Below are 19269 nucleotides of genomic sequence, written 5' to 3' on the forward strand. Positions count from 1 at the left end.
CCCGGTGACGGAGGGGAGCGTGCGCACCACAGCAGGGGGACCGATGAACGGGCACGGCAGGTTCGCCTCCCTCGCCGCCGACGAGGACGGGCCGCCCACCCCCTCCCCGCACCGGGCAGGGCACGGCGACCCGGACTTCGTCGGCCGCGCCGCCGAACTGCGGGCGCTGCGGGACGTCCTGCTCGCGACGACGGCGACCGACCAGGGAGCGGCCCTGGTGGTGACCGGGCAGCCCGGGACGGGCAAGTCGGCGCTGCTGGAAGCCGCGGTCCGGGCGGCGCGGGCCGACGGCATGCGCGTCCTGCGGTGCGCCGGCATCCGTGGCAGCGACCCGCCCCACCTGTCCGGTCTGCTCCAGACCGTCTGGCCGGCCCTGTCGGACTCGTCGCCCCCGTCAGGTCCGCTCTTCCTGCCCCCCGCACCGCCCGCCCTCCAACAGGTCCCCACACCGGACATCGACACGCTGGTCAGCGTGCTGGTCGACGGTGCCCCCGCACCCGGCACCGGGCACTCCTGGCTCGCTTTCGCCGTCCTGGAGGCGCTGGCGTCCGTCAGCCGCGCCGGACCGCCCCTCCTGGTCGCCGTCGACGACTGGGACGCCCTGGACGCACCCAGCAAGGACGTGCTGATGTTCGTCGCCCGGCGGGCCCAGGGCCATTCGCTGGCCCTGCTGATGACCTCCCGCCCGCCCCGCACCCTGCCGGATCCTCTGACCGGAGTCCCCACGCTGTCCCTCGGACCGCTCTCTCCGGCCGAGTCGGCTCAGCTGCTGGCCGCGCGGCGGCCCGGCCTGGACGCGCAGACCGGCCGCGAACTCCTCGCGACCGCGTCCGGCAACCCCCTGGCACTGCTGGAACTCCCCGCGCCCTCCGAGGACTCCCTGCCCAGCCTGCCCGTCTCCTCCGACCGTCTGGCCTCCGCCATGGCGCCCGAGGCCCCGCGGCTGCCCGCCGGAACCCGGGACCTGCTGCTGGTCGCGGCGCTGCACCCGGAGGCAGACCTCCCGTTGCTGCTCTCGGCCGCGTCCCGTCTCGGCGGCACCGCCTTGGACTTCGCGGCGCTGGAGCCGGCGGAACGCGCGGGTCTCATGTCGTTCGACGGCATGTTTCCGCGCTTCGGCCACCCCGCGATGGCGGGGGCGGCCGTCCATGGCACCGCCCCCGACCGCTGTCGCGCCGCGCACGCGGCCCTGGCGGCGGCCCTGCCGCCCGGTTCGGTGCGGATGCTGTGGCACCGTTCCCAGGCGGTGGAGGGACCCGATCCGGAGCTGGCCGCACGCCTGGAAGCGGTGCACGGCGACGCGCTGGAACAGTGCGCCCCGACGATGGCCGTACGACTGCTGCGGCGCGCTGCCGACCTCCACCCGAACCCCGCCGACCGGGGCCGCTGCGCGCTCCGGGCCGCACAACTGGCCCAGCTCTACGGCCTGGACCGCATGACCCGCACGCTGGCGTACCGGGCCCTGCGCCACCCCCTGGGCCCCCTGGGCATGCTGTGCGCCAAGGCCTTGACGCACACCGGCGGTCCCACCGATTCCGTCGCCTCCTGCCCCACCGACCCGTCCTCCTGGCCCGCCCCCGTCGGCACCGCCGAGCAGGAGAACGCTCTGGAGCTGGCCCGGATCACAGCGCCCGTGGTCGCGGGCGACGACAGTCGGTCCGAGGCGCTGCTGGCCTTCCTCGACGCGATCCCGGACCGTGCGCACGACCCGCGGCTCCTGCACGCCATGGCCACGGTCCGCCCCCTGAGCCGAGCCGCCGGCGTCCTCGCCGGCGCCTGCGCCGACCGGTCCCTGAACGATGTGCCGGTTCGCGACATCGAACGCCTCGGAGAAGCCGCGCTGCTCTCCGGCGACCCGTTGCGGGCCCTGGACCTGTTCCGGCACGCGGAGCGGCGCCGCCGTTTCCACGCCCTGCCCGACCAGTTGCCGTGGGTGCTGTTGCGGCAAGGACTGGCGCACCTGGCTATGGGCAACTGGGTCCAGGCCGAGCACGCGTTCCGACGGTGCGCGGAACTGGCCGACGGAGCGTACGGCCAAGAGCACCACATGGTGGCCGCCCGGCTTCTGGAACATCTCGTACGGGCCCTGCGCACCGGTGCCCAGGTGGACCCGGCCGACGCCCATGATCTGATGGCGGCCCGGCGCTCGGTGGGGGCGATCGACGCGATCCTCGCGGTCGGCACGGCCTGGGCTTTGGTGGAGTCCGGTCAGACCGCGTTCGCCCTGCCCACGTTGTCGGCGCTCCTGACAGATCCGCACGCGCGCGCGGCCGCCCTGTTCGCCGTGGTCACCTTCGCCGAGGCCGCCAAGGCCGAGCACGCCTCCCAGGAGGCGCTCGCCACGCTGGACCGGCTCGAGCGGGAGCTGGGCCCGCAGTGCCCCCGCGTGCTCGCCCTGCGCTTCACGGTGGCGCGGGCCGTCCTCGCGGACGACCAGGACGCTCGGACGCTCTATGACCGCGCCTTCCGCGAGGACCTGTCCCGCTGGCCCTACCTGGAGGCGCCGTTGCGGCTGGCGGAGGGCAGGTGGCTGCGACTGCGGCGGCAGTTCGCCGACGCCCAGGCCGCCCTGCGCCAGGCGGCGGCCGGCTTCACGATGCTGGGCGCCGAGGCCCGCGCGCCGAGGATCGCCGCCGAATTGCGGGCCTCCGGAGACCGGGCGGACGGCGCCGGCCCGGGCGCACCACGGCCTGCCGCGGTGCGCGATCTGCTCACCGCCCGGGAACTGCGGATCGTTGAGCTGGCCGCTCGCGGACTGTCCAACCGGGAGATAGGCGAACAGCTCGGTCTCGCGCCGCGCACCATCGGGGCGTACCTCTACCGCATCTTCCCCCAGCTGGGCGTGACCTCCCGCGCACAGCTCGCCGAGACGCTGCGGGACCCGAACACCCCTGAGCGCCCCGCGTCACCCGGCCCTCACTCGGCCCCGAACCGCGCGGCGAGCTGCGCCCGGGAGGAGACGCCCAGCTTCGGGAAGATCTGATACAGGTGCGAGGCGACCGTACGAGGTGACAGCCGCAACTGTTCCCCGATGGCCCGGTTGCTCAGGCCACGCGCGGCGAGCCGGGCGATGGTGAGCTGCTGCGGCGACAGCACGCGGGCGATGTCGGTCAGGTCGTCCTCGGCCGGCCGCTCGTCCGCCGCCCAGCCCGTCGCCCGCAGCTCCGAGGCGGCCTGCTCGGCGCGCGACGCGGCCCCCAGCGCCCGGAAGACCGACTCGGCCGTGGACAGGGGCGTGCGGGACTCCGTGACGCGCCGCCGACGCCTGAGCCAGGCCCCGTACCCGAACTGGGTCATGCCGTGCAGCAGCGGCCACACCTCGATCCCGGGCAGCAACGCTTGGCGGTAGCGTCCCTCCGCCTCACCGTCCGGCGCGAGCACCGCGTCGGCGTAGGCCATGATCCGTTCCAGCAGGGGGGAGCACCCCGACCGCGTCAGCGACCTGACATGGGCGACGACCTTGCGGGCGTCGGCCTGCTCGCCGGCGGGCAGTGCCGCCTCCGCCAGGAAGGAGAGCCCCCAGAACTGCTCGAAGGCGTACGGCGTCGTCGGGTCGGTGAACAGAGAACGCAGCCGGACGTAGGCCTCGGCGTACCGGCCCATGCCGGACGCGGTGAGCGCGCGGGCCAGCACGGCCAGGCTCAGCTGCCGGTCCTGGCCCAGGCGCAAGGAGGACTCCTCGACCTCCGCGGCGCACTCCAGCGCCCTGTCGTACTCCCCGCGCAGCGACGCGACGATGGCCAGCATCCCCGTGGCCCGCGCCGCCCAGTCGGGCTGTGCCGTCCGTTCGGCGATCATCCGGCTCTCCTCGGCCAGCGCCAGGGCCGTGTGCCACTCGGTGCCGAGCCAGATCTGGCACATCGTCCGCGGTACGAGCATCAGCGGCAGCTGCCCGTACCGGCCGACGGCGCGGAAGGCAGCCTCCATCTCCTCGAGGAGCGGGGCCGCCTGCTCGAAGTCGTTGGTGAGGGTGGTGACCTGACTGAACAGGCTGCGTCCCTCGACCTCCCCGGCGCGGGGGGCGGGCTCCGGAACCGGCGGTCGGGGTACGCGCAGGGGGTCGGTCAGTGACAGCACGACGAGGTACCAACCGTCCCGGGGCCCGGCACGCAGCGCCTCCGCCGTCCGCAGGACCAGGTCGCGTTCGCCCGGTCCGACCTGCTGCCACCGGCATCTGCGGGCCGCCGCGAGCATCAGCTTCCGGGTGAGCGCGGGATCCTGCGCGGCGACCGCGCGCGCCGCTTCGCACAGTTCGGCGATCCGCTCCCGGCCGGCCGCGCTGCTGCCCGGCAGCGCGTCGTGCACCCGCAGCAGCAGCGCGCGGCCGAGTGTCCCCAGCTCGGTCGGATCGATCTGGCGCACATTCCGGAGGGCTTGGTCCACCAGCCCGTGGTCACAGGCGAGCTCGGCCGCCCGCAGCAGCCGTACCGCCCGGCTCTCGGGGTCCGCGGACAGCCGCGCCGCGGTCTCCAGCGCGGCGAGCGCCACCAGGACCCCGGTGACCGAACGCCCACCGGCCGCCGTCGACTCCAGCCGCCGCGCGAGTTCCTCGTCGGGACCCGCCACGCACTGGGCCGTGTGCCAGGCGCTCTGGGCTGGGCCGGTCAGGCTCCGCCCGAGCGCGGCGTGCGCGGCCATGCGCCGCGCCGCCGACGCCAGCCGTACCACGGCGGGACGCATCAGCGGGTCACGGAAGCGCACCCGGGCGCCGTCGTCCTGGACGGCTTCCCCGCCGCTTTCCTGGGCGTCGGCCACCTCGACGACCAGTCCGCCGGCGATGAGCTCCGCGAGGCCGGTTCGCGCGGCGTCGGCGTCGTCGAGCAGCAAGGCGCTCGCGCGCAGGATGCCCTGTCTGCCGGGTGAGATGCTCAGCGCCGCGGTGAGCAGCACGTCGCGGGCCGGCGCCGCCAAGTGCTCCCAGTCGTGTGCGTACGCCTCGGCCAGGCGCGGCGTCGCGGGCAGCATGCCGAATCCGGCCGCGTCCCCGAGCCGGTCACCGCCCAGGGTGAGCTCGGTGAGGGCGAGCGGGTTGCCTCGCGCCACGGCGAGGACGAGCTGCTCCTCGCCGTACCCGGTGATCCGTCCCGCGCGGGCCACGAGTGCGCGGGCGTGCGCGTCGGACAGTGGGCCGAGCGTCACCGCGGTCCCGAGCGGAGGGGGCCAGGTCGCGTCACCGACGGCGCGCTCGGTCACGATCATGCCCACCGGTCCCGTCGGCGTGGAGCGGTCGGGCAGGATCGTGGCCAAGGAGCGCACGGTGTCGCGGCTGTGGGCGTCGAGCCGGTCGAGGTCGTCCACACACAGCAGAACGGGCTCGGACAGTGCGGCCAGCAACCGCAGCGCCGCCGCGGCCAGCTCGGTCGGCGTCGGCCTGGCGGCGAGGCCGGTGAACGCGGCGTGCAGCACGGTGCGTTCCGGGTCCGGCAGGTCGCCGACCCGTGTCAGGGCGGGGCGAAGGAGACCGTGCAGCGCGGCGTGGGGCAGCCCCTCTTCGCCGGGCGCCCAGGCTGTCGACAGTACGCGTACGCCCTGCCGCGCGGCCTCTGCCGCGGCGAAGCGCAAGAGGGCGGACTTTCCGGTACCCGGCGCGCCGCTCAGGTGGAGCACGGGGCCGCCGACCCGGGGCAGGTCCGTGAGCAGGGCGCTCACGAGCTCACGTTCCCGCGCCCGGCCGACCAGGCTGGTGTCGGCCAGACCGGATGCTCCCGTCAGGCCGATCGCCTCCGTGCCGACATGCGCGCTGATCACGTACCCTCCCACTCTCCCGGCCCCTTCACAGGCCGGCCCCGTACCCGGTCACCTCTATCGTTCCAGGCCCGAAGGTCTGCGACATGCACTCACTCATGCGCCCCCTCTTCCGCGAGTGTGCTGTCCGCGCCGCCGGCCGCTGTCGCCGCGTACAGGGCACGGATGCTGACAGCGGCCCCGGACTCCAGCCGGCTGAAGACCCAGTCGATGGGATGGCACTCCCGTGCGTCCGGAAGCACCACGACGAACACGGCGGCCGTGAGGTGGGCGGTCGGGGTGTGCCGCCAGACACCTCCTATGTGGCGCGTCACGATCTCGCCGAGGTAGCAGCCGAAGCCGACGAGGGACTCGGCCATCTCCTCACGGCTCACACCCTCGGCCCGGAAGCCGTCGACAATGTCCTCGACGACATCGATGGTCTCCGGACTGTAGTCCAGGTCCGCATCACTGATGTCGGCTGCCGCCGCGACGATGGCGGCGGCGAGCTGGGGCGCACTACCGGGTTCGAGCGGGGGGTTCAGGTGCACCTGCATGTTGGTCCTCGGGCTGTTTGCCGTCAATGACGTCAAAACTAGCCGCAGAACCCCCGTCTAGACATGTCCCTGCCCGGTTCACGCCGTAATGCGACTGTCCGAGGGGTCATGGAGACACCTCCGGACGTCAGGTGTGTGCCGATGACCGGTTCCTCCGGGGCCGGAACTGAACATGTCTGACGCGTCGCCCCCAGGGCGGGCCTGTCGGACGCCAGGTGTGTGTGCGGCCGGGTGTGCGGCATCCCAGGCGTCGCCGCACGCACACGCGCACCCACCCCGTCGGAAAACAGCCAAAGTTGCGCAGTGGCCGAATGTTGCCGCAGCGTAAAGGCGCCCGTCGGAGCCCAGGGTGGTCCGACAGGGGAAGGCCCGCGCGTGGCCGGATTTCGAACAGCGATCACCGGAATGCTGACAGCAGGCTCCTTACCTGCAACGATCCCGTCGCTCCCGCTGCTTCGCACGTCGTCGCAGCACTCTCTCGCCTCCACAGGCGCCCCAGTGCCGCGGCGCCTGTGTCGCCTGCACCTCCGAGCCAGGAGAGCCATGCCCCGCCTCAAGATCGCCGCACCAGTGCCGTGCGCGGACCGGCCGACATCGCGTCTCAGACCCGGGGGCCCGCTCGCGGTGTCCCTCGCCGTGACTCTGGGCGCCCTCGCCCTGACCATCCCGACCGCCACCGCCGCACCGGCCCTCACGAGTACCGTCCGCGACGCCGCGCACACCCCGGCGCCCCCGCTCGTCGGCGCACGCGCCAGGGCGGGCGCCAACGCCCTGTCCCTCAACTCCGCCCAGCGCACGGCGCTTCTCCACCGGGCCGACCGCGTCCGCGCTGACGTCGGAAGGGCGATACACGCCGGAAGCCAGGAGAACCTGGTGGCCAAGGACGTACTGGAGGACGCCGACGGCACGGTCCACACCCGCTACACGCGCACCTACCAGGGGCTGCCCGTCGAAGGCGGCGGCGACCTGATCGTGCACGACGGCCCGCACGGTCGCCGTGTCGACGACTCCCTGCGCACCCCGCTGTCCGTGCCCGCCGTCCACGACGGTGTGACGGTACGGCAGCTCAGGAGCAGAGCCCTCGCCGAAGCCGGCAAGCAGCACATCGCGCACACCGCCGTCGGCGGAACCGCGCGCCGCATCGTCTGGGCCGGTTCCGGCACTCCGCGCCTGGCTTTCGACAACGTTATCGACGGGAAGCGGGCGGACGGCACGCCCAGCCGTCTGCACGTCGTCCTCGACGCCGCCACCGGCAGCCGCCTCGCCGCCTACGACGAGGTCACCGCGGGCATCGGCAACAGCCAGTACAGCGGCACCGTCCAGCTCGACACCCAACGGGTCGGGGACGCCTACCAGTTGGTCGACACCCAGCGCGGCGGCAACAGCGTCCGTGACGTCACCAACGGCGGCCTCGGCGTCCTGTTCACCGACGCCGACGACGTGTGGGGCGACGGCACCGCCGACGACCGGGCGACCGCCGCCGTCGACGCCGCCTACGGCTCCCGTACGACCTGGAACTTCTACCACGACGTCTTCGGCCGCAACGGCATAGCCGACGACGGCGTGGGAGCCGTCTCCAACGTCCACGTCGCGGGCCTGGCCAACGCCTACTGGCTGGACAGCTGCTTCTGCATGACCTACGGCGACGGCCTGGACAACCGCCACCCGCTCACCGAACTCGACATCGCCGCCCACGAGATGACCCACGGCGTCACCGCTGCCACCGCGGGCCTGCTGGAGACCGGGGAGTCCGGCGCCCTCAACGAGGCGACCAGCGACATCATGGGCACCGCCGTCGAGTTCGACGCGAACAACCCCAAGGACGTGCCCGACTTCACCATCGGCGAGCTCGCCGACGTCCGCGGCACCGGCAAGCCCCTGCGCTACCTGGACCAGCCCTCCAAGGACGCCTCGGAGAAGGGCACTTCACAGGACTTCTGGACGCCCGGCACCCACCTGCTCGACCCGCACTTCGGCGCCGGGGTGGCCAACCACTTCTTCTACCTGATCTCCGAGGGCAGCGGCCACAAGACCGTCAACGGCGTCCACTACGACAGCCCCACCTACGACGGTCTCCCGGTCTCCGGCATCGGCCTGCGCAACGCCACCAACGTCTGGTACCGCGCCCTGACCCACTACATGACCAGCACCACCGACTACGCTGGCGCCCGCACCGCCACCTTGAAGGCCGCCGCCGACCTGTTCGGCACCACCAGCGACGCCTACGAGTCCGTCGCGAACGCCTGGGCCGCGGTCAACGTCGGCCCCCGCTACGTCAAGCACATCGCCATCACGTCCCTGAACACCCGTGACGCGGCCGTCGGCCAGCCGGTCGCCCGCACCGTCTCCGCCGTCTCCACCCGGCCCGGCCCCGTCACCTACGCGGCCACCGGACTGCCCACGGGCCTGTCCCTCGACTCCGTCTCCGGCCTGATCTCCGGCACCCCCACCACGGCGGGCACCTTCCGGACCACCGTCGTCTTCACCGACTCGGCCGCCGAGAAGCGCCGTTACACCTTCGACTGGACCGTGGTGGCCTCCGGCGGCGACTTCTTCGTCGACCCCGACCGCCACGACTACGGCCCCTGGCAGAGCGTCGAGATCCCCCTGACGGTCACCGGCCGCACCGGCGACGCCCCCGCCGACCTCAAGGTCTCCGTGGACCTCGTCCACACCTTCATCGGCGCCCAGGTCGTCCAGCTCGTCGCCCCCGACGGCACGGTGCTGCTGGTCAAGGACTTCAGGTGGGACACCGGCACCGAACTCCACGACACCTTCCCCTTGGACGCCTCCGGCCTGCCCGCCAACGGCGTCTGGAAGCTCCGCGTCACCGACTACACCCCAGCCGCGCCCGGCATCCCGCCGAGCGAGGGCGGATACCTCGACCGCTGGAGCCTGACCTTCTGACCTGTCAGGCCCTGGCGACGCACGCGTGCCCGCACCGTAAGCCTCCGGTGCGGGCACGCGCAGCACAGGGGCGGCGTCCCTCACGTGAGAGGCCGAAGGCCCGGACCACCGTCCGGGGCACCGCGTTGGCCGCGGCATCACGTGCGGATGCCCGCCGCGTCACGGACCGTGCCGTCGCGGGGGCGTCGAGGCGGAAGCGCACCCCGGAAACTGTCATGGCACGAGATCCATCAGCTCCCTGGGGTGCGAGAGATGGGGGAAGTGACTGGCCGATGGGATGACGCTGAACAGGGCGTCCGGCAGGCTGGAACGGACCCACGCGCGATAGGGCCCGGGCACCTCGCTCGTGCTCACATGCCGGTAGGAGACGCTCCGTTCGCGCAGGGCGGTCAGGTCCCGCTCACGCCGCGCGCGGATCTCATCCGCCGACTTGGACAGCAGGTCGTGCCAGTAGCCGAGGAACAGGTCCTGCCGGGGAGTGGTGGCGGTGCGGACCAGGTCTTGAGCGGCGGGCGGGAGGCTGCCGATCCCCATGCCGGCGGTCAGGCGCTCCCACAGCCGCAGATACTCCGGGCCGCGCAGCAGCTCTTCGTTCTGCCGCAGCAGTTCGCCGAACGGGCCGGGCAGCAGCGGCTGGTCGATGTTGACGACGCCACGCGCGGGGCGCGCCGCTGCGTAGACGGTGGCCAGCAGGCCGCCGATCGAGTGCCCGACCAGCACGGGGGTGGCGAGGCCTGCGGCGGTGACGGCCCGGTGCACCGCGATGGCCACGTCGTCCGGGGTGTACGAGGTGCTCTCGGGCGAGGCGCCGTGGCCGGGAAGGTCGAGGGCCAGGACCCGGCGGCCCGCGGGCAGCTGGGCGAGGAAGGGCCCCCAGTGCCGCCGATCGAACGTCAGCCCGTGCAGGAGGACCAGAGGCGGCTGTACGTCGTCGGGGGTCCCGTAAAGATCACCGGCGAGATCGCCGAACAAGCCTGTGTCGATGTACGTCATGTTCACCCTGTATCGCTGAAGTGTTGGATGTCGTCGACCTCGGAGTGGACAACGGTGCCAAGGGGTTTACCGGCGAGGCTGCGAGCATGGACGGCGCCTCAGCAGGCGCCAGGACGCAAGGAACTGATCTTGTCGTTCCAATACGAGCTCGGGACTCGCATGTCGACTACCGAGGTGTGCGCGTTGATGGTGAACCTGTCACCCGAGTAGCCGTTGTCGACGTACAGGCAGAAGGCGGAATTGGTGAAATTCTGCACGGACGAGGTCTTGTCCTGCATGCTCCCGCTGGGGAGCGCCGATACCTTGCCCAGGTCGCTCTCCGATTCCCAGGAACCGAAGCAGATGTGGGTGCCGTTGTAGCTGACGTTGTCCCAGAGTATGAGGGCCCCGTCGCAGCTTGCGGTGGGCGCGGCCGGCGCCGCTGATGCGGGGGAGACGCCGAGAGCCAGAGCCGCGGCAGCACCACAGGCCAGTGTGATGAGGGAACGAACAGACACGGTGGGTCCTTCGGGTCGGAAGCGGGACAGGACGGCCCTCGGGGGAAACGACGGTGGGCCGCCGTGTCTCACTGGGGCATTCTGTACACGTGACCTGTAGGGCCACGGGTTCACACGTGCCGTCGGAGCGCCCGGCCAGTGCGTGATGAACGACGGTGAGCCGGAAAACCGGTCCCTCCGGTCCCTGGCCCACATCCCCGAGGGCGCCACCCGCTCTGGCGCGGCGCATCGGTCACCGCGCCGGCGACACGGGTACGGGCCGCAGCACCTCCGTGTGCTCGCCGGGACGGTCAGTGGGCGAGCGACGCGGCGTCGCCCAGGACGGCGACGGGATGGTCCGCGGGATCGAGTGCGCGCAGCAACTGCCTCATGTGCGCCTTGGAGAGGCTGATGCAGGCATGCGTCGGGCCGCCGTGGTCGACGTGGACCCAGATGCCCCCGCCGCGGCTCTCTCCCAGCGGCTTGGTGCCGTCCATCGGTGATGTCCCGGGCTGCCGGTTGTAGTTGAGGGCGACGACGTAGTCGAAGGACCCGCCCAGTGGTTCGCCTTCGAAGCCGGTGCCGCTGACCGAGAAGGCGCCGGACCGGTGATAGGGCAGTTTGGTGCCGGGGTCGGCCAGGCGTCCGCCGGCGTCGGTGAGGCCGAACACCCCTATGGGGCTGTGCAGATCGCCCACGTAGTGCTTGTCCGTCCAGCCCTTGTAACCGTTGTGGGCGGCCCACACTTCACCGCGAAGCCAGCCTCCGTCGACCCGCTGCCAGAGCACGGCCCGCGAGGACGCCGAGTTCTTGGCGGTCCCCGTGACGACGAGGACCTGCCGGGCGTCGGCCGGGATCCGCGCCAGCGTCTTCGGGCCGAGCCCCGGCAACTGGGAGGGGAGTTGCGGCCGTGACCGGACCGTCTGCGAGGGAGCGGCGGACGGGGGTGCCGATGCCCCGGTCGCCGTGGCGGACGACGCGGTGCCCTCGGCCCGGACGTGGGCCTGGTTGGAGTCACCCGCGGCCGCGTGGTGGAACGCGGTGATCCCCAGCACGGACGCGGCGAGCGCCGCGGTCACTGAAAGGCAAGGCCTGCGCAGACGCATGAGCATGGGCTTTCTCGGGAGGTTCGAGGTGCCCCGGAGGGGGCTGGGGGGCCAGGCGGTGCTGGACGGGGGCCGGATGGTGCCGTGAGGTGCGGGGCAGACAAGGGGCTGCGGTCGCGCCGCCGGAGCCGCGGCCCCCGAAGAGCTCGCGGCCCGGCGCCGGCCGCGTGTCACAGCGCGACCGCGTTCGCCTGCCCGGGCGGGTGCCCGGATCAGTTGTGGGCGTTCTTCGGCACGGCGATCTGACGCTCGCCCCAGCCCATCCGGCTGGTCGCCTGGTAGTTGACCACGGTGCCCGCCTTCAGACCCGCCGCCTCGGCCCTCGCCGAGGGCGCGACGATCCGGAGCTCGTCGCTGAGCAGGTCACCGGTGGAGGCGTCGATGACAAGCCGCTGCTTCGTCGTCCCCAGCGGCGTCCGGTACGTGCCGGGGAACTCGACAGCCACACCTTCACGCCCCAGTGGATCGCTGACATGACCGACCACCCGGACTCCGGGCAGCCCGGCCATCACCCGGTAAGCCGCTGCCCGGACGCCGGGCTTGACGGGCATCGTGACGAGGTTGCCCGCCTGTCGCAGAAGCCAGGCAGTGCGGTCGGTCCCGGCGCCCTCGGTCCCGTTGCCCCGCGCGTACAGCTTCTCCAGGTAACGGCGCAGTCCGTCGCTGGTGGCGGGCAGCGCCCGCAGGTCCTCGTAGGAGACGTTGTCCGGGCCGACGGCGTAGATCTTGCCGCCAACGTCCGTCCGCATGACCGTCGGCCGTCCGGTCCCCATCGTGAAGGCGACCGAGTGCCCGGTCTTGACCGGCACCGTCCGCGGCGAACCCACGGCCTGCCACACCGCCTTGTCCGCCGCGGTCCGTGGCTCGGTCACGGAGTCCAGACCGGAGACCATCAGACTCTTCGTCCCCGGCCGCACGCCCACCGACCAGGCGTCGGTCGCCGTGCTGCGCACGGCGAAGAGCCGCCCGCCCACCTCGGCGACATCCACAGACTGCGACAGCGTGGTGGTCTGCCAGTACGTCCCCTCGGCGGGCGAGGCTTCCGCCTTCCTGGCCGCGCTGAGCAGTTCGATACGTCCGTCGACCCGCAGGTCGGTGGCTGCGCTCGGGGCGTGCGCCCTGACCGGGGCCGACGGCTGCGCGGTAGCCTGATCGGCCGGTGCCTGCCGGTCGAAGGAGGTCACGGACACCACCACGGACGCCGCCACCGCCGCGAGTGCGACCGCCCCCAGCGGACGCAAGCGCGGGGACCGGCGTGCCACGCGGCTGTCGACGGGTTCGGAGACGATGCGGACGAAGTCCCGCCGTTGCCGTGCCGGGTCGGTCAGCCGTGCCGGGTCCAGTTCATCGGGCCGTGCGTCCACGAGCGCCTGCATGGCGTCGGGTCGCTTCGATCGATCCTGTGCGTTCTTCACGCGGGTGCTCCTTCGCAGTGCGGTCGGGGCGTGCCGGTGGGGCGGACCGGCGCTACCTCGGCCGGTTCGTACGGGTCTGCGGCCTGCGCCGCCTCCAGGGCCTTCTCCAGGCGCCGACGCGCTCGGTAAAGGCGGACGGCCAGCGTCGCGGTCGTGCACTTCAGGACATGCGCGGCTTCCTTGCTGCTCAGGCCGTGCCAGGCGATCAGGGTCAGCAACTCCCGGTCGCTCTCCGGCAGCCCGGCGAGAGCCTGCAGCGCGATGTGCCGGTCGGCGACCACCGCCGCGACGTCACCGGCATGGTCCTGAGCGCCGCTGGCGATGCGCTGTGCCTCCTCGGCGGCGAGGAGGTAGCGCAGCGCGTCACGGCGGCGCATCTCACGTACCAGGTTGCGGGTCACCCCGAGGAGCCACGGTAGGGCCGGGTACGGGAGGTCGTCGTGGATCCGCCGCCAGGCGATGGTGAACGTCTCGCTGGTGATGTCCTCGCCCACCTCGCGTCCCACCAGGCTGGTGGCATAGGCGAGGACACGCGGGTAGCACTGCTCGTAGACATCGTGGAAGCGCTCGGCAGGTGTCACGAGCACCCCCTCATCTCGGCTTTCATACCTGGAAATGTGCGCAGCGGCCCGTTTATTACCTCCGGACGGAGAATTCCCCTGTGATCGGCGTCACGCCGGTCGGGCACGCGCGATGAAGACGGCAACGAGACATCCACGGGTGTCACACGTGCTCGTCAGCGAGGTCCCACGACGATCTGCCGTCGCTGCTGCTCAACGGCCTGCCCTGAACCCGGGTCCGGCACACGGGCGGGGGTGTGCGACGGGTTCAGCGACGTGTCGGATGGTCAGGGTCAGCAGTGTGTCGGGCTTGGCAGGCGCAGTTCTAAGTCGGCACGCAGACACAGGAATCGACATGTGTCTATCATGAAACATTGAATAGATACACACTTTATTCAATGCTCTAGGCTGCACACATGCGTATCCTCTTCTCCAGCACTCCGCAGCACGGCCACCTGCTGCCGGTGCTTCCCCTCGCCCGTGCCTTCCGTGACCGTGGTGACGAGGTCGCCGTGATCACCTCGGCGTCGTTCGGGCCGCTGTTCGCCGCCGAGGGCATCACGCTGCTGCCCGTCGGCCCTGAGATCCCCGTACTTCTGGCGGAGGCGGCCCGACTCGCGGGCGTGGACGACCCGACCGTGCCCGACCCCGCGGTCGCGGCCGAGTTGTTCGCCGGTGCCCGGATCGACCTGACCGCGGATGAGGCAGTCGCCGCGGCACGGGAGTTCGGCCCGGACCTGATCGTGGCCGAGGCCACCGACTACGTGGGCCCGCTCGTCGCCGCCACCCTGAAGGTGCCGTACGCCAAGCTCGCGTTCGGCCCGCTGATCCCCGCCCAGTTCACCAACGCCTTCGACGCGGTGGCCGAGCGCCGCTACAAGGCCCGTGACCTGAGCATGACCGCCCCCACCTGGTACCTGGACCCCTGCCCCGAGGCGCTCCAGGGCCCCGACTGGCAGGCGCCCGAGGGCCGTCTGCCCCTGCGGCCGGAGGCCCACCGCGGCGCCGAGAGCCCGGACGTCACCGGCACCACCCGCGCCACCGGCGGCCCGCGGCCCAAGGTCCTTCTCTCCTTCGGCACCCATTTCGCCGCACCCCAGGTCCTGCGTCCGATCATCGATGCCCTCGCTCCGAAGGCCGACCTCGTCGTCACCCTGGGCCTGACCGCCACAGCCGCCGACTACGGCGACGAACTCGCCCACGTGGAGTTCGTCGGCTTCACCCCCCTCACCGAACTCCTCGACGGCGTCGACCTGGTCGTCACCCACGGCGGTGCGGGCACGACCCTGGGCACCCTGTCGCGAGGCCTGCCCCTGGTGGTCGTTCCGCAGGGCGCCGACCAGTTCCTCCAGGCCGGCGCCGTGGCAGGCTCCCGCACTGGTGTCGCCGTCATGCCGCCCGCCGGAGCGGACGCGGTCGCGGAAGCCGTCACCGAGGTACTCGACAACGCCGCGTACCGCACCCATGCGCAAGCCGTCGCCGAGCAGATCTCCGCGATGCCTTCTCCCCGCGAGGTCGCCGACCAGCTTGCGGCCATCCTCAGCTGACCCACACAGCACACCGGCTCGCCGCGATACCACCCCCCGGACGGCCGTGGCCGTGGCCGTCTGCCGTGCCGCCGCCGGCACAGCAGCGGGCGCGGAAGGGGTGACGACCCCGAAGGCCAGGGCGCTCACGGCACCGGCCGTGAGCGCGCGCCACCCCGGTCTGTGTCTGTGCGTCGGTCGCGTCGATGGGGGGCCGCCGGTAGGCGGGCACCCTGTTCTGACATGGCGATGACGTGCCCGGGACGACACCGAGTTCACTCGGCCGAGGTCATGTTCCGCTGGCGGAGGCCATGTCTCCCGGCAGACGGTTGATTCTGTGGACGTCCGGGACACACAGGTTGAGAAGCGTGGCGGCAACGATCAGTCCGCCGCATGTCAGCAACAACCCGTGGCTGGTCCACGAGTGGGCGGCCAGCGCGGTGACAAGGCAGCCGAAGGGAATGGAAAGCCGCTCCCCGAGTCCGCTGAAGGCGCTCAACCGGCCTTGTTCTGTGGGGGAGACGTGCTGCTGGAACGCGGTGGTGAAGGTGACGACCTCGATATCGAGCCCGATCCCCGCGAGAACGGCGGCGATGAGAACGACGGGCAGCGGCAGGCCACTTCCCATGGCGATCAGGGGAAGGGCGAGAGCGCCACTGGTCGCGATCGCGATGGCGAGGAGCCGGTACGGTTTCCATCGCAGGCACACCAGCGATCCGGTCAACAGCCCGGCGGCGTAGGCCGCTTGGATCAGACCCCAGTCACGCGCCCCGGCGTACCGCTGCGCGGTGACCAGCAGGCCGAGAATCTGGAAGCCGACCAACCAGGCCGCAACGAGAACGGTCCCGGCCGTCGTGTAGCTCCACAGCCAGGGGCGCGACCAGAACCCTGCCCATCCCACCCGCAGGTCGGACAGCGGGCTGCTGGTGGTGACAGGCGCCTGGAGACGTAGGCCGGGCAGCAGCACAGCCGCAGACCCCGCCGAGTGGCTGCTCCAGGCCTACCCCAAGGACCCGGTGCTGCACCGGGGTTACGCCTCCCGACGCCGGGAGGCCCGTGTCCTGATGTCAACACCGTCGGTGACCGACGACCCCCCGAGCGCCGCGCCGGACAACTGGGCAGAGCGGCTGGCCCACCTTGGCGCGGGGCTCCGCAAGGCAGCAGCGTCCGAGCCCTGGCTCTCTCCGTCGAATGTCCTCCGTGCCCTCCTGCACATGCACTGCAACCGCCGCCTCGCCCCGTCCCTGGAATCCGAACGCGCAATCTACGCGTATGCCAGAGGAATGGCCGAGGACACCCTGAGCCTCCGCCGTCACCTCCCCTAGGTGACGCGGGGAGAGCGAGGTCAACGGTGGCTGCCTCCGCCACGGCGTCCAGGACCGCGTCTCCACACCACTGGCGTGGCGCCGACAGCTCGATGTGACACCGGTCGCCAGGACACATCGGTGTGAACTCGGAGCTGGTTCGGTTCCGTTCGTATCAATGGTCAGGTTTCCAGCCGCCCGACCACTCCATGCAACGGAACCGAACGGCAGGAGTGTTGATGAAGAACGATCTCACCATGCGGCGGGCCGGCGCCGGCCTCGCGGCGTTACCGCTGCTCGCGGTAACGCTGATGCTCGGCTCACCCGAGGCCCAGGCCACGGACGCAGCTGGCCGGCACGCGCTGGCCGGTACCAGGCCTGTCTGGGCGACGGCCAAGGCGGACCGGGGTGCCACACCGAACGGAGCGGAGATCTCCGTACGGGTCTACCTCGCCGGGCGTGACGCGAAGGGTCTCGCGGACTACGCGCGCGCGGTCGCCGACCCCGCCTCGCCGCTGTACGGCAAGTACCTGAGCGCGAAGCAGGCGCAGGCCCGCTTCGGCGCGAGCAAGGCCCAGGTCGCCGCGGTCAGGACCTGGCTGACGTCGGCCGGGCTCAAGGTCACCGACGTCACCCGGAACTTCGTGTCCGTGACCGGTGAAGTGGCCGCCGTGGAGAAGGCGTTCGGCACGCAGCTGCACGACTACGCGAAGGGCTCCCGCACCTACCACGCCCCGACCGCCGCCGCCTCGGTGCCGTCCTCCCTGGGAGGTGCCGTCCTGGCGGTCACCGGCCTGGACAACGCGCCGCGCCGAGTCGGTCACGACGACCAACTGCCGCCGCCGGGTGAGGTGTTCGTCAACTCGGGACCGTTCTCCACGTATTACGGCTCCAAGACCGCGACCACGCTGCCCGACGCCTACGGCAGCAAGATCCCCTACGCCGTCAAGGGCTACACCGGCCGGCAGCTGCGCGCCGCCTACGGCGCGGGGAAGTACACCGGCAAGGGAGTGCGCGTCGCCATCACCGACGCCTACGCCTCGCCGACCATCGCCAAGGACGCGGCCGTCTACGCGAAGGCACACGGCGACGCCGCCTGGAAGCCCGGTCAGCTGACCCAGGTGCTCGCGGACACCTGGACCGACACCGAGGAGTGCGGGGCGGCCGGCTGGTACGGCGAGGAGACCCTCGACGTCGAGGCCGTGCACGCGGTCGCGCCGGCCGCGGACGTGACCTACGTGGGCGCCTCCTCGTGCTCCACGGACGCCTTCTACGACGCGCTGTCCACGGTCGTCGACCGCCACCTCGCCGACATCGTCTCCAACTCCTGGGGCGACCTGGAGGCCAACCAGACGCCGGAGATCGCGGCTGCCTACGACCGGGTCTTCCAGCTCGGCGCCGTGGAGGGCATAGGTTTCTACTTCTCCTCCGGCGACTACGGGGACAACGCCGAGGCCACGGGAACGAAGCAGACCAACTTCCCGGCCCAGTCGGCCTGGGTGACGGCCGTCGGCGGCACCTCCCTGGCCGTCGGCAAGAACGACAAGTACCTGTGGGAGACCGGCTGGGGCACCCAGAGGGCCGCTCTGTCCGCGGACGGCACGTCCTGGGCAGGCTTCCCCGGCACGTTCAACGGCGGCGCGGGAGGCGGCACCAGCACGACCGTGGCCGCGCCCTTCTACCAGCACGGCATCGTCCCGGACGCGCTGGCGAAGGCCAACAGTGCCGACGGCAACCGGGTGGTCCCGGACATCTCCGCGGTCGCCGACCCCAACACCGGCTTCCTCATCGGCCAGACGCAGACCTTCCCTGACGGGTCACTGCGGTACGGCGAGTCCCGCATCGGCGGTACCTCACTGGCCGCTCCGGTCGTCGCTGCGGTGCAGGCCCTGGCCCAGGAGGCCCGCGGCGGCACACCCCTCGGCTTCGCCAACCCGGCGATCTACGCCAGGTACGGGTCGAAGGGCTACCACGACGTCACGGACACCCCGACCGGCAGCGAACTCGCCGTGGCCCGCGTCGACTTCGCCAACGGTCACGACGCCACCGACGGCCTGCTCACGTCGGTGCGCAGCCTCGGCAAGGACACCTCTCTCAAGGCCGTGAAGGGCTACGACGACGTGACCGGCGTGGGCACACCCGCGACCGGCTACGTCCAGTCGTACCGTCGGCACTGATCACAGTTCGCACCACACCCGCGGGCGGGTCCGGCGGCTCGCCGGACCCGCCCGCTGCGGTCCTGACGCCGGTACCGGTGTCAGGACCGACGATCGGATCAGTGCCAGAGCCCCAGGACTTCCGCCTTGTTGTCGGCGCTCCCGAGGCTCGAGAGGTGGTGGAACGGCGCCACGGACAGGTACACCTGGCCCGCGTCGCTGGCCAGGCCCCAGGTGTAATTGGTGTTGTTCACCACGGATGAGATCTGGTGCCACAGGGCCGTGTTGCGCAGGGAGATCCATTGGTCGGGCTGTCCCCAGCGCACCTTGATGGACGAGCCGGTGTAACCGGTACCGGTGTACGCGCAGAACTCGTAGGTGGCGGAGTCGCATCCGCCGTCGCTCGCCGGTGCCGCCGAGGCGGTGGAGACGGGGCCTGCCACTGCGGCACCCATCGCCGCCGCTCCTATGAGCAGTGCTGCGAGTCGCTTCTTGATCACCTTGCGCGCCCTTTCCATGACTGGCCTGCCGCAGCGGCAGGCTTC

General features: G+C 71.8%; 14 protein-coding genes. 5 read left to right on the forward strand and 9 right to left on the reverse strand.

Annotated elements, in window-relative coordinates; genetic code table 11:
• Positions 1-19 precede the first annotated feature (19 nt).
• Positions 20-2983 carry an AAA family ATPase gene (locus CRP56_RS44170; RefSeq protein ID WP_257042270.1) on the forward strand — a complete coding sequence of 988 codons (2964 nt, stop codon included), beginning with the start codon at positions 20-22 and terminating at the stop codon, positions 2981-2983.
• Here CRP56_RS44170 and CRP56_RS44175 read toward each other — a convergent pair.
• Positions 2917-5748: a helix-turn-helix transcriptional regulator gene (locus CRP56_RS44175; RefSeq protein WP_257042271.1), complete on the reverse strand. Its 2832-nt coding sequence runs from the start codon at positions 5746-5748 to the stop codon at positions 2917-2919. The two genes, CRP56_RS44170 and CRP56_RS44175, sit on opposite strands and share 67 nt — an antisense overlap.
• An 89-nt stretch (positions 5749-5837) precedes the next feature.
• Positions 5838-6281 (reverse strand): hypothetical protein, encoded by a 444-nt coding sequence (locus tag CRP56_RS44180; RefSeq protein ID WP_097275499.1) that lies wholly within the window; start codon positions 6279-6281, stop codon positions 5838-5840.
• A gap of 543 nt (positions 6282-6824) precedes the next feature.
• Between CRP56_RS44180 and CRP56_RS44185 the strand changes: the two genes are divergently transcribed.
• The gene (locus CRP56_RS44185) at positions 6825-9188 is read left to right on the forward strand and encodes a M4 family metallopeptidase (RefSeq protein WP_097275500.1); all 2364 of its coding nucleotides are present in this window, start codon (positions 6825-6827) and stop codon (positions 9186-9188) included.
• Positions 9189-9401: 213 nt separating this feature from the next.
• On the opposite strand, the gene CRP56_RS44190 is transcribed toward CRP56_RS44185, so the two are convergent.
• The 5 genes from CRP56_RS44190 to CRP56_RS44210 form a co-directional block, all read right to left on the reverse strand.
• The gene (locus tag CRP56_RS44190) at positions 9402-10181 is read right to left on the reverse strand and encodes an alpha/beta fold hydrolase (RefSeq protein ID WP_097275501.1); all 780 of its coding nucleotides are present in this window, start codon (positions 10179-10181) and stop codon (positions 9402-9404) included.
• Positions 10182-10279: 98 nt separating this feature from the next.
• A complete protein-coding gene (locus tag CRP56_RS44195) occupies positions 10280-10678 on the reverse strand; it encodes a peptidase inhibitor family I36 protein (RefSeq protein ID WP_097275502.1) in 399 nt (132 codons plus the stop codon).
• 290 nt (positions 10679-10968) lie between these two features.
• Positions 10969-11736 carry a hypothetical protein gene (locus tag CRP56_RS44200; RefSeq protein WP_257042273.1) on the reverse strand — a complete coding sequence of 256 codons (768 nt, stop codon included), beginning with the start codon at positions 11734-11736 and terminating at the stop codon, positions 10969-10971.
• Positions 11737-11975: 239 nt separating this feature from the next.
• Positions 11976-13178: a CU044_5270 family protein gene (locus tag CRP56_RS44205; RefSeq protein WP_097275503.1), complete on the reverse strand. Its 1203-nt coding sequence runs from the start codon at positions 13176-13178 to the stop codon at positions 11976-11978.
• Entirely contained in the window at positions 13175-13759 is a 585-nt protein-coding gene (locus CRP56_RS44210) for an RNA polymerase sigma factor (RefSeq protein ID WP_097275764.1), read from the reverse strand. Before CRP56_RS44210 ends, CRP56_RS44205 begins: the two co-directional genes overlap by 4 nt.
• A gap of 395 nt (positions 13760-14154) precedes the next feature.
• On the opposite strand from CRP56_RS44210, the gene CRP56_RS44215 reads away from it, so the two are divergent.
• A complete protein-coding gene (locus CRP56_RS44215) occupies positions 14155-15285 on the forward strand; it encodes a glycosyltransferase (RefSeq protein WP_097275504.1) in 1131 nt (376 codons plus the stop codon).
• Between the two features lie 268 nt (positions 15286-15553).
• Here the strand turns inward: CRP56_RS44215 and CRP56_RS44220 are convergent, their stop codons facing one another.
• The gene (locus CRP56_RS44220) at positions 15554-16231 is read right to left on the reverse strand and encodes a hypothetical protein (RefSeq protein ID WP_097275505.1); all 678 of its coding nucleotides are present in this window, start codon (positions 16229-16231) and stop codon (positions 15554-15556) included.
• Positions 16232-16280: 49 nt separating this feature from the next.
• Here CRP56_RS44220 and CRP56_RS49400 point away from each other — a divergent pair, with 49 nt between their 5' ends.
• Positions 16281-16589: a lantibiotic dehydratase C-terminal domain-containing protein gene (locus CRP56_RS49400; RefSeq protein WP_373559787.1), complete on the forward strand. Its 309-nt coding sequence runs from the start codon at positions 16281-16283 to the stop codon at positions 16587-16589.
• A 218-nt stretch (positions 16590-16807) separates the two neighbouring features.
• Positions 16808-18745, forward strand: coding sequence for a S53 family peptidase (locus tag CRP56_RS44225; protein WP_097275506.1), 1938 nt, complete (start codon positions 16808-16810; stop codon positions 18743-18745).
• Between the two features lie 98 nt (positions 18746-18843).
• On the opposite strand, the gene CRP56_RS44230 is transcribed toward CRP56_RS44225, so the two are convergent.
• Positions 18844-19224, reverse strand: a complete 381-nt coding sequence (locus CRP56_RS44230; RefSeq protein WP_179851382.1) for a peptidase inhibitor family I36 protein — start codon at positions 19222-19224, stop codon at positions 18844-18846.
• Positions 19225-19269 lie beyond the last annotated feature (45 nt).

This window comes from Streptomyces sp. TLI_55, assembly GCF_900206255.1.
Classification (GTDB): Bacteria; Actinomycetota; Actinomycetes; order Streptomycetales; family Streptomycetaceae; genus Streptomyces; species Streptomyces aquilus.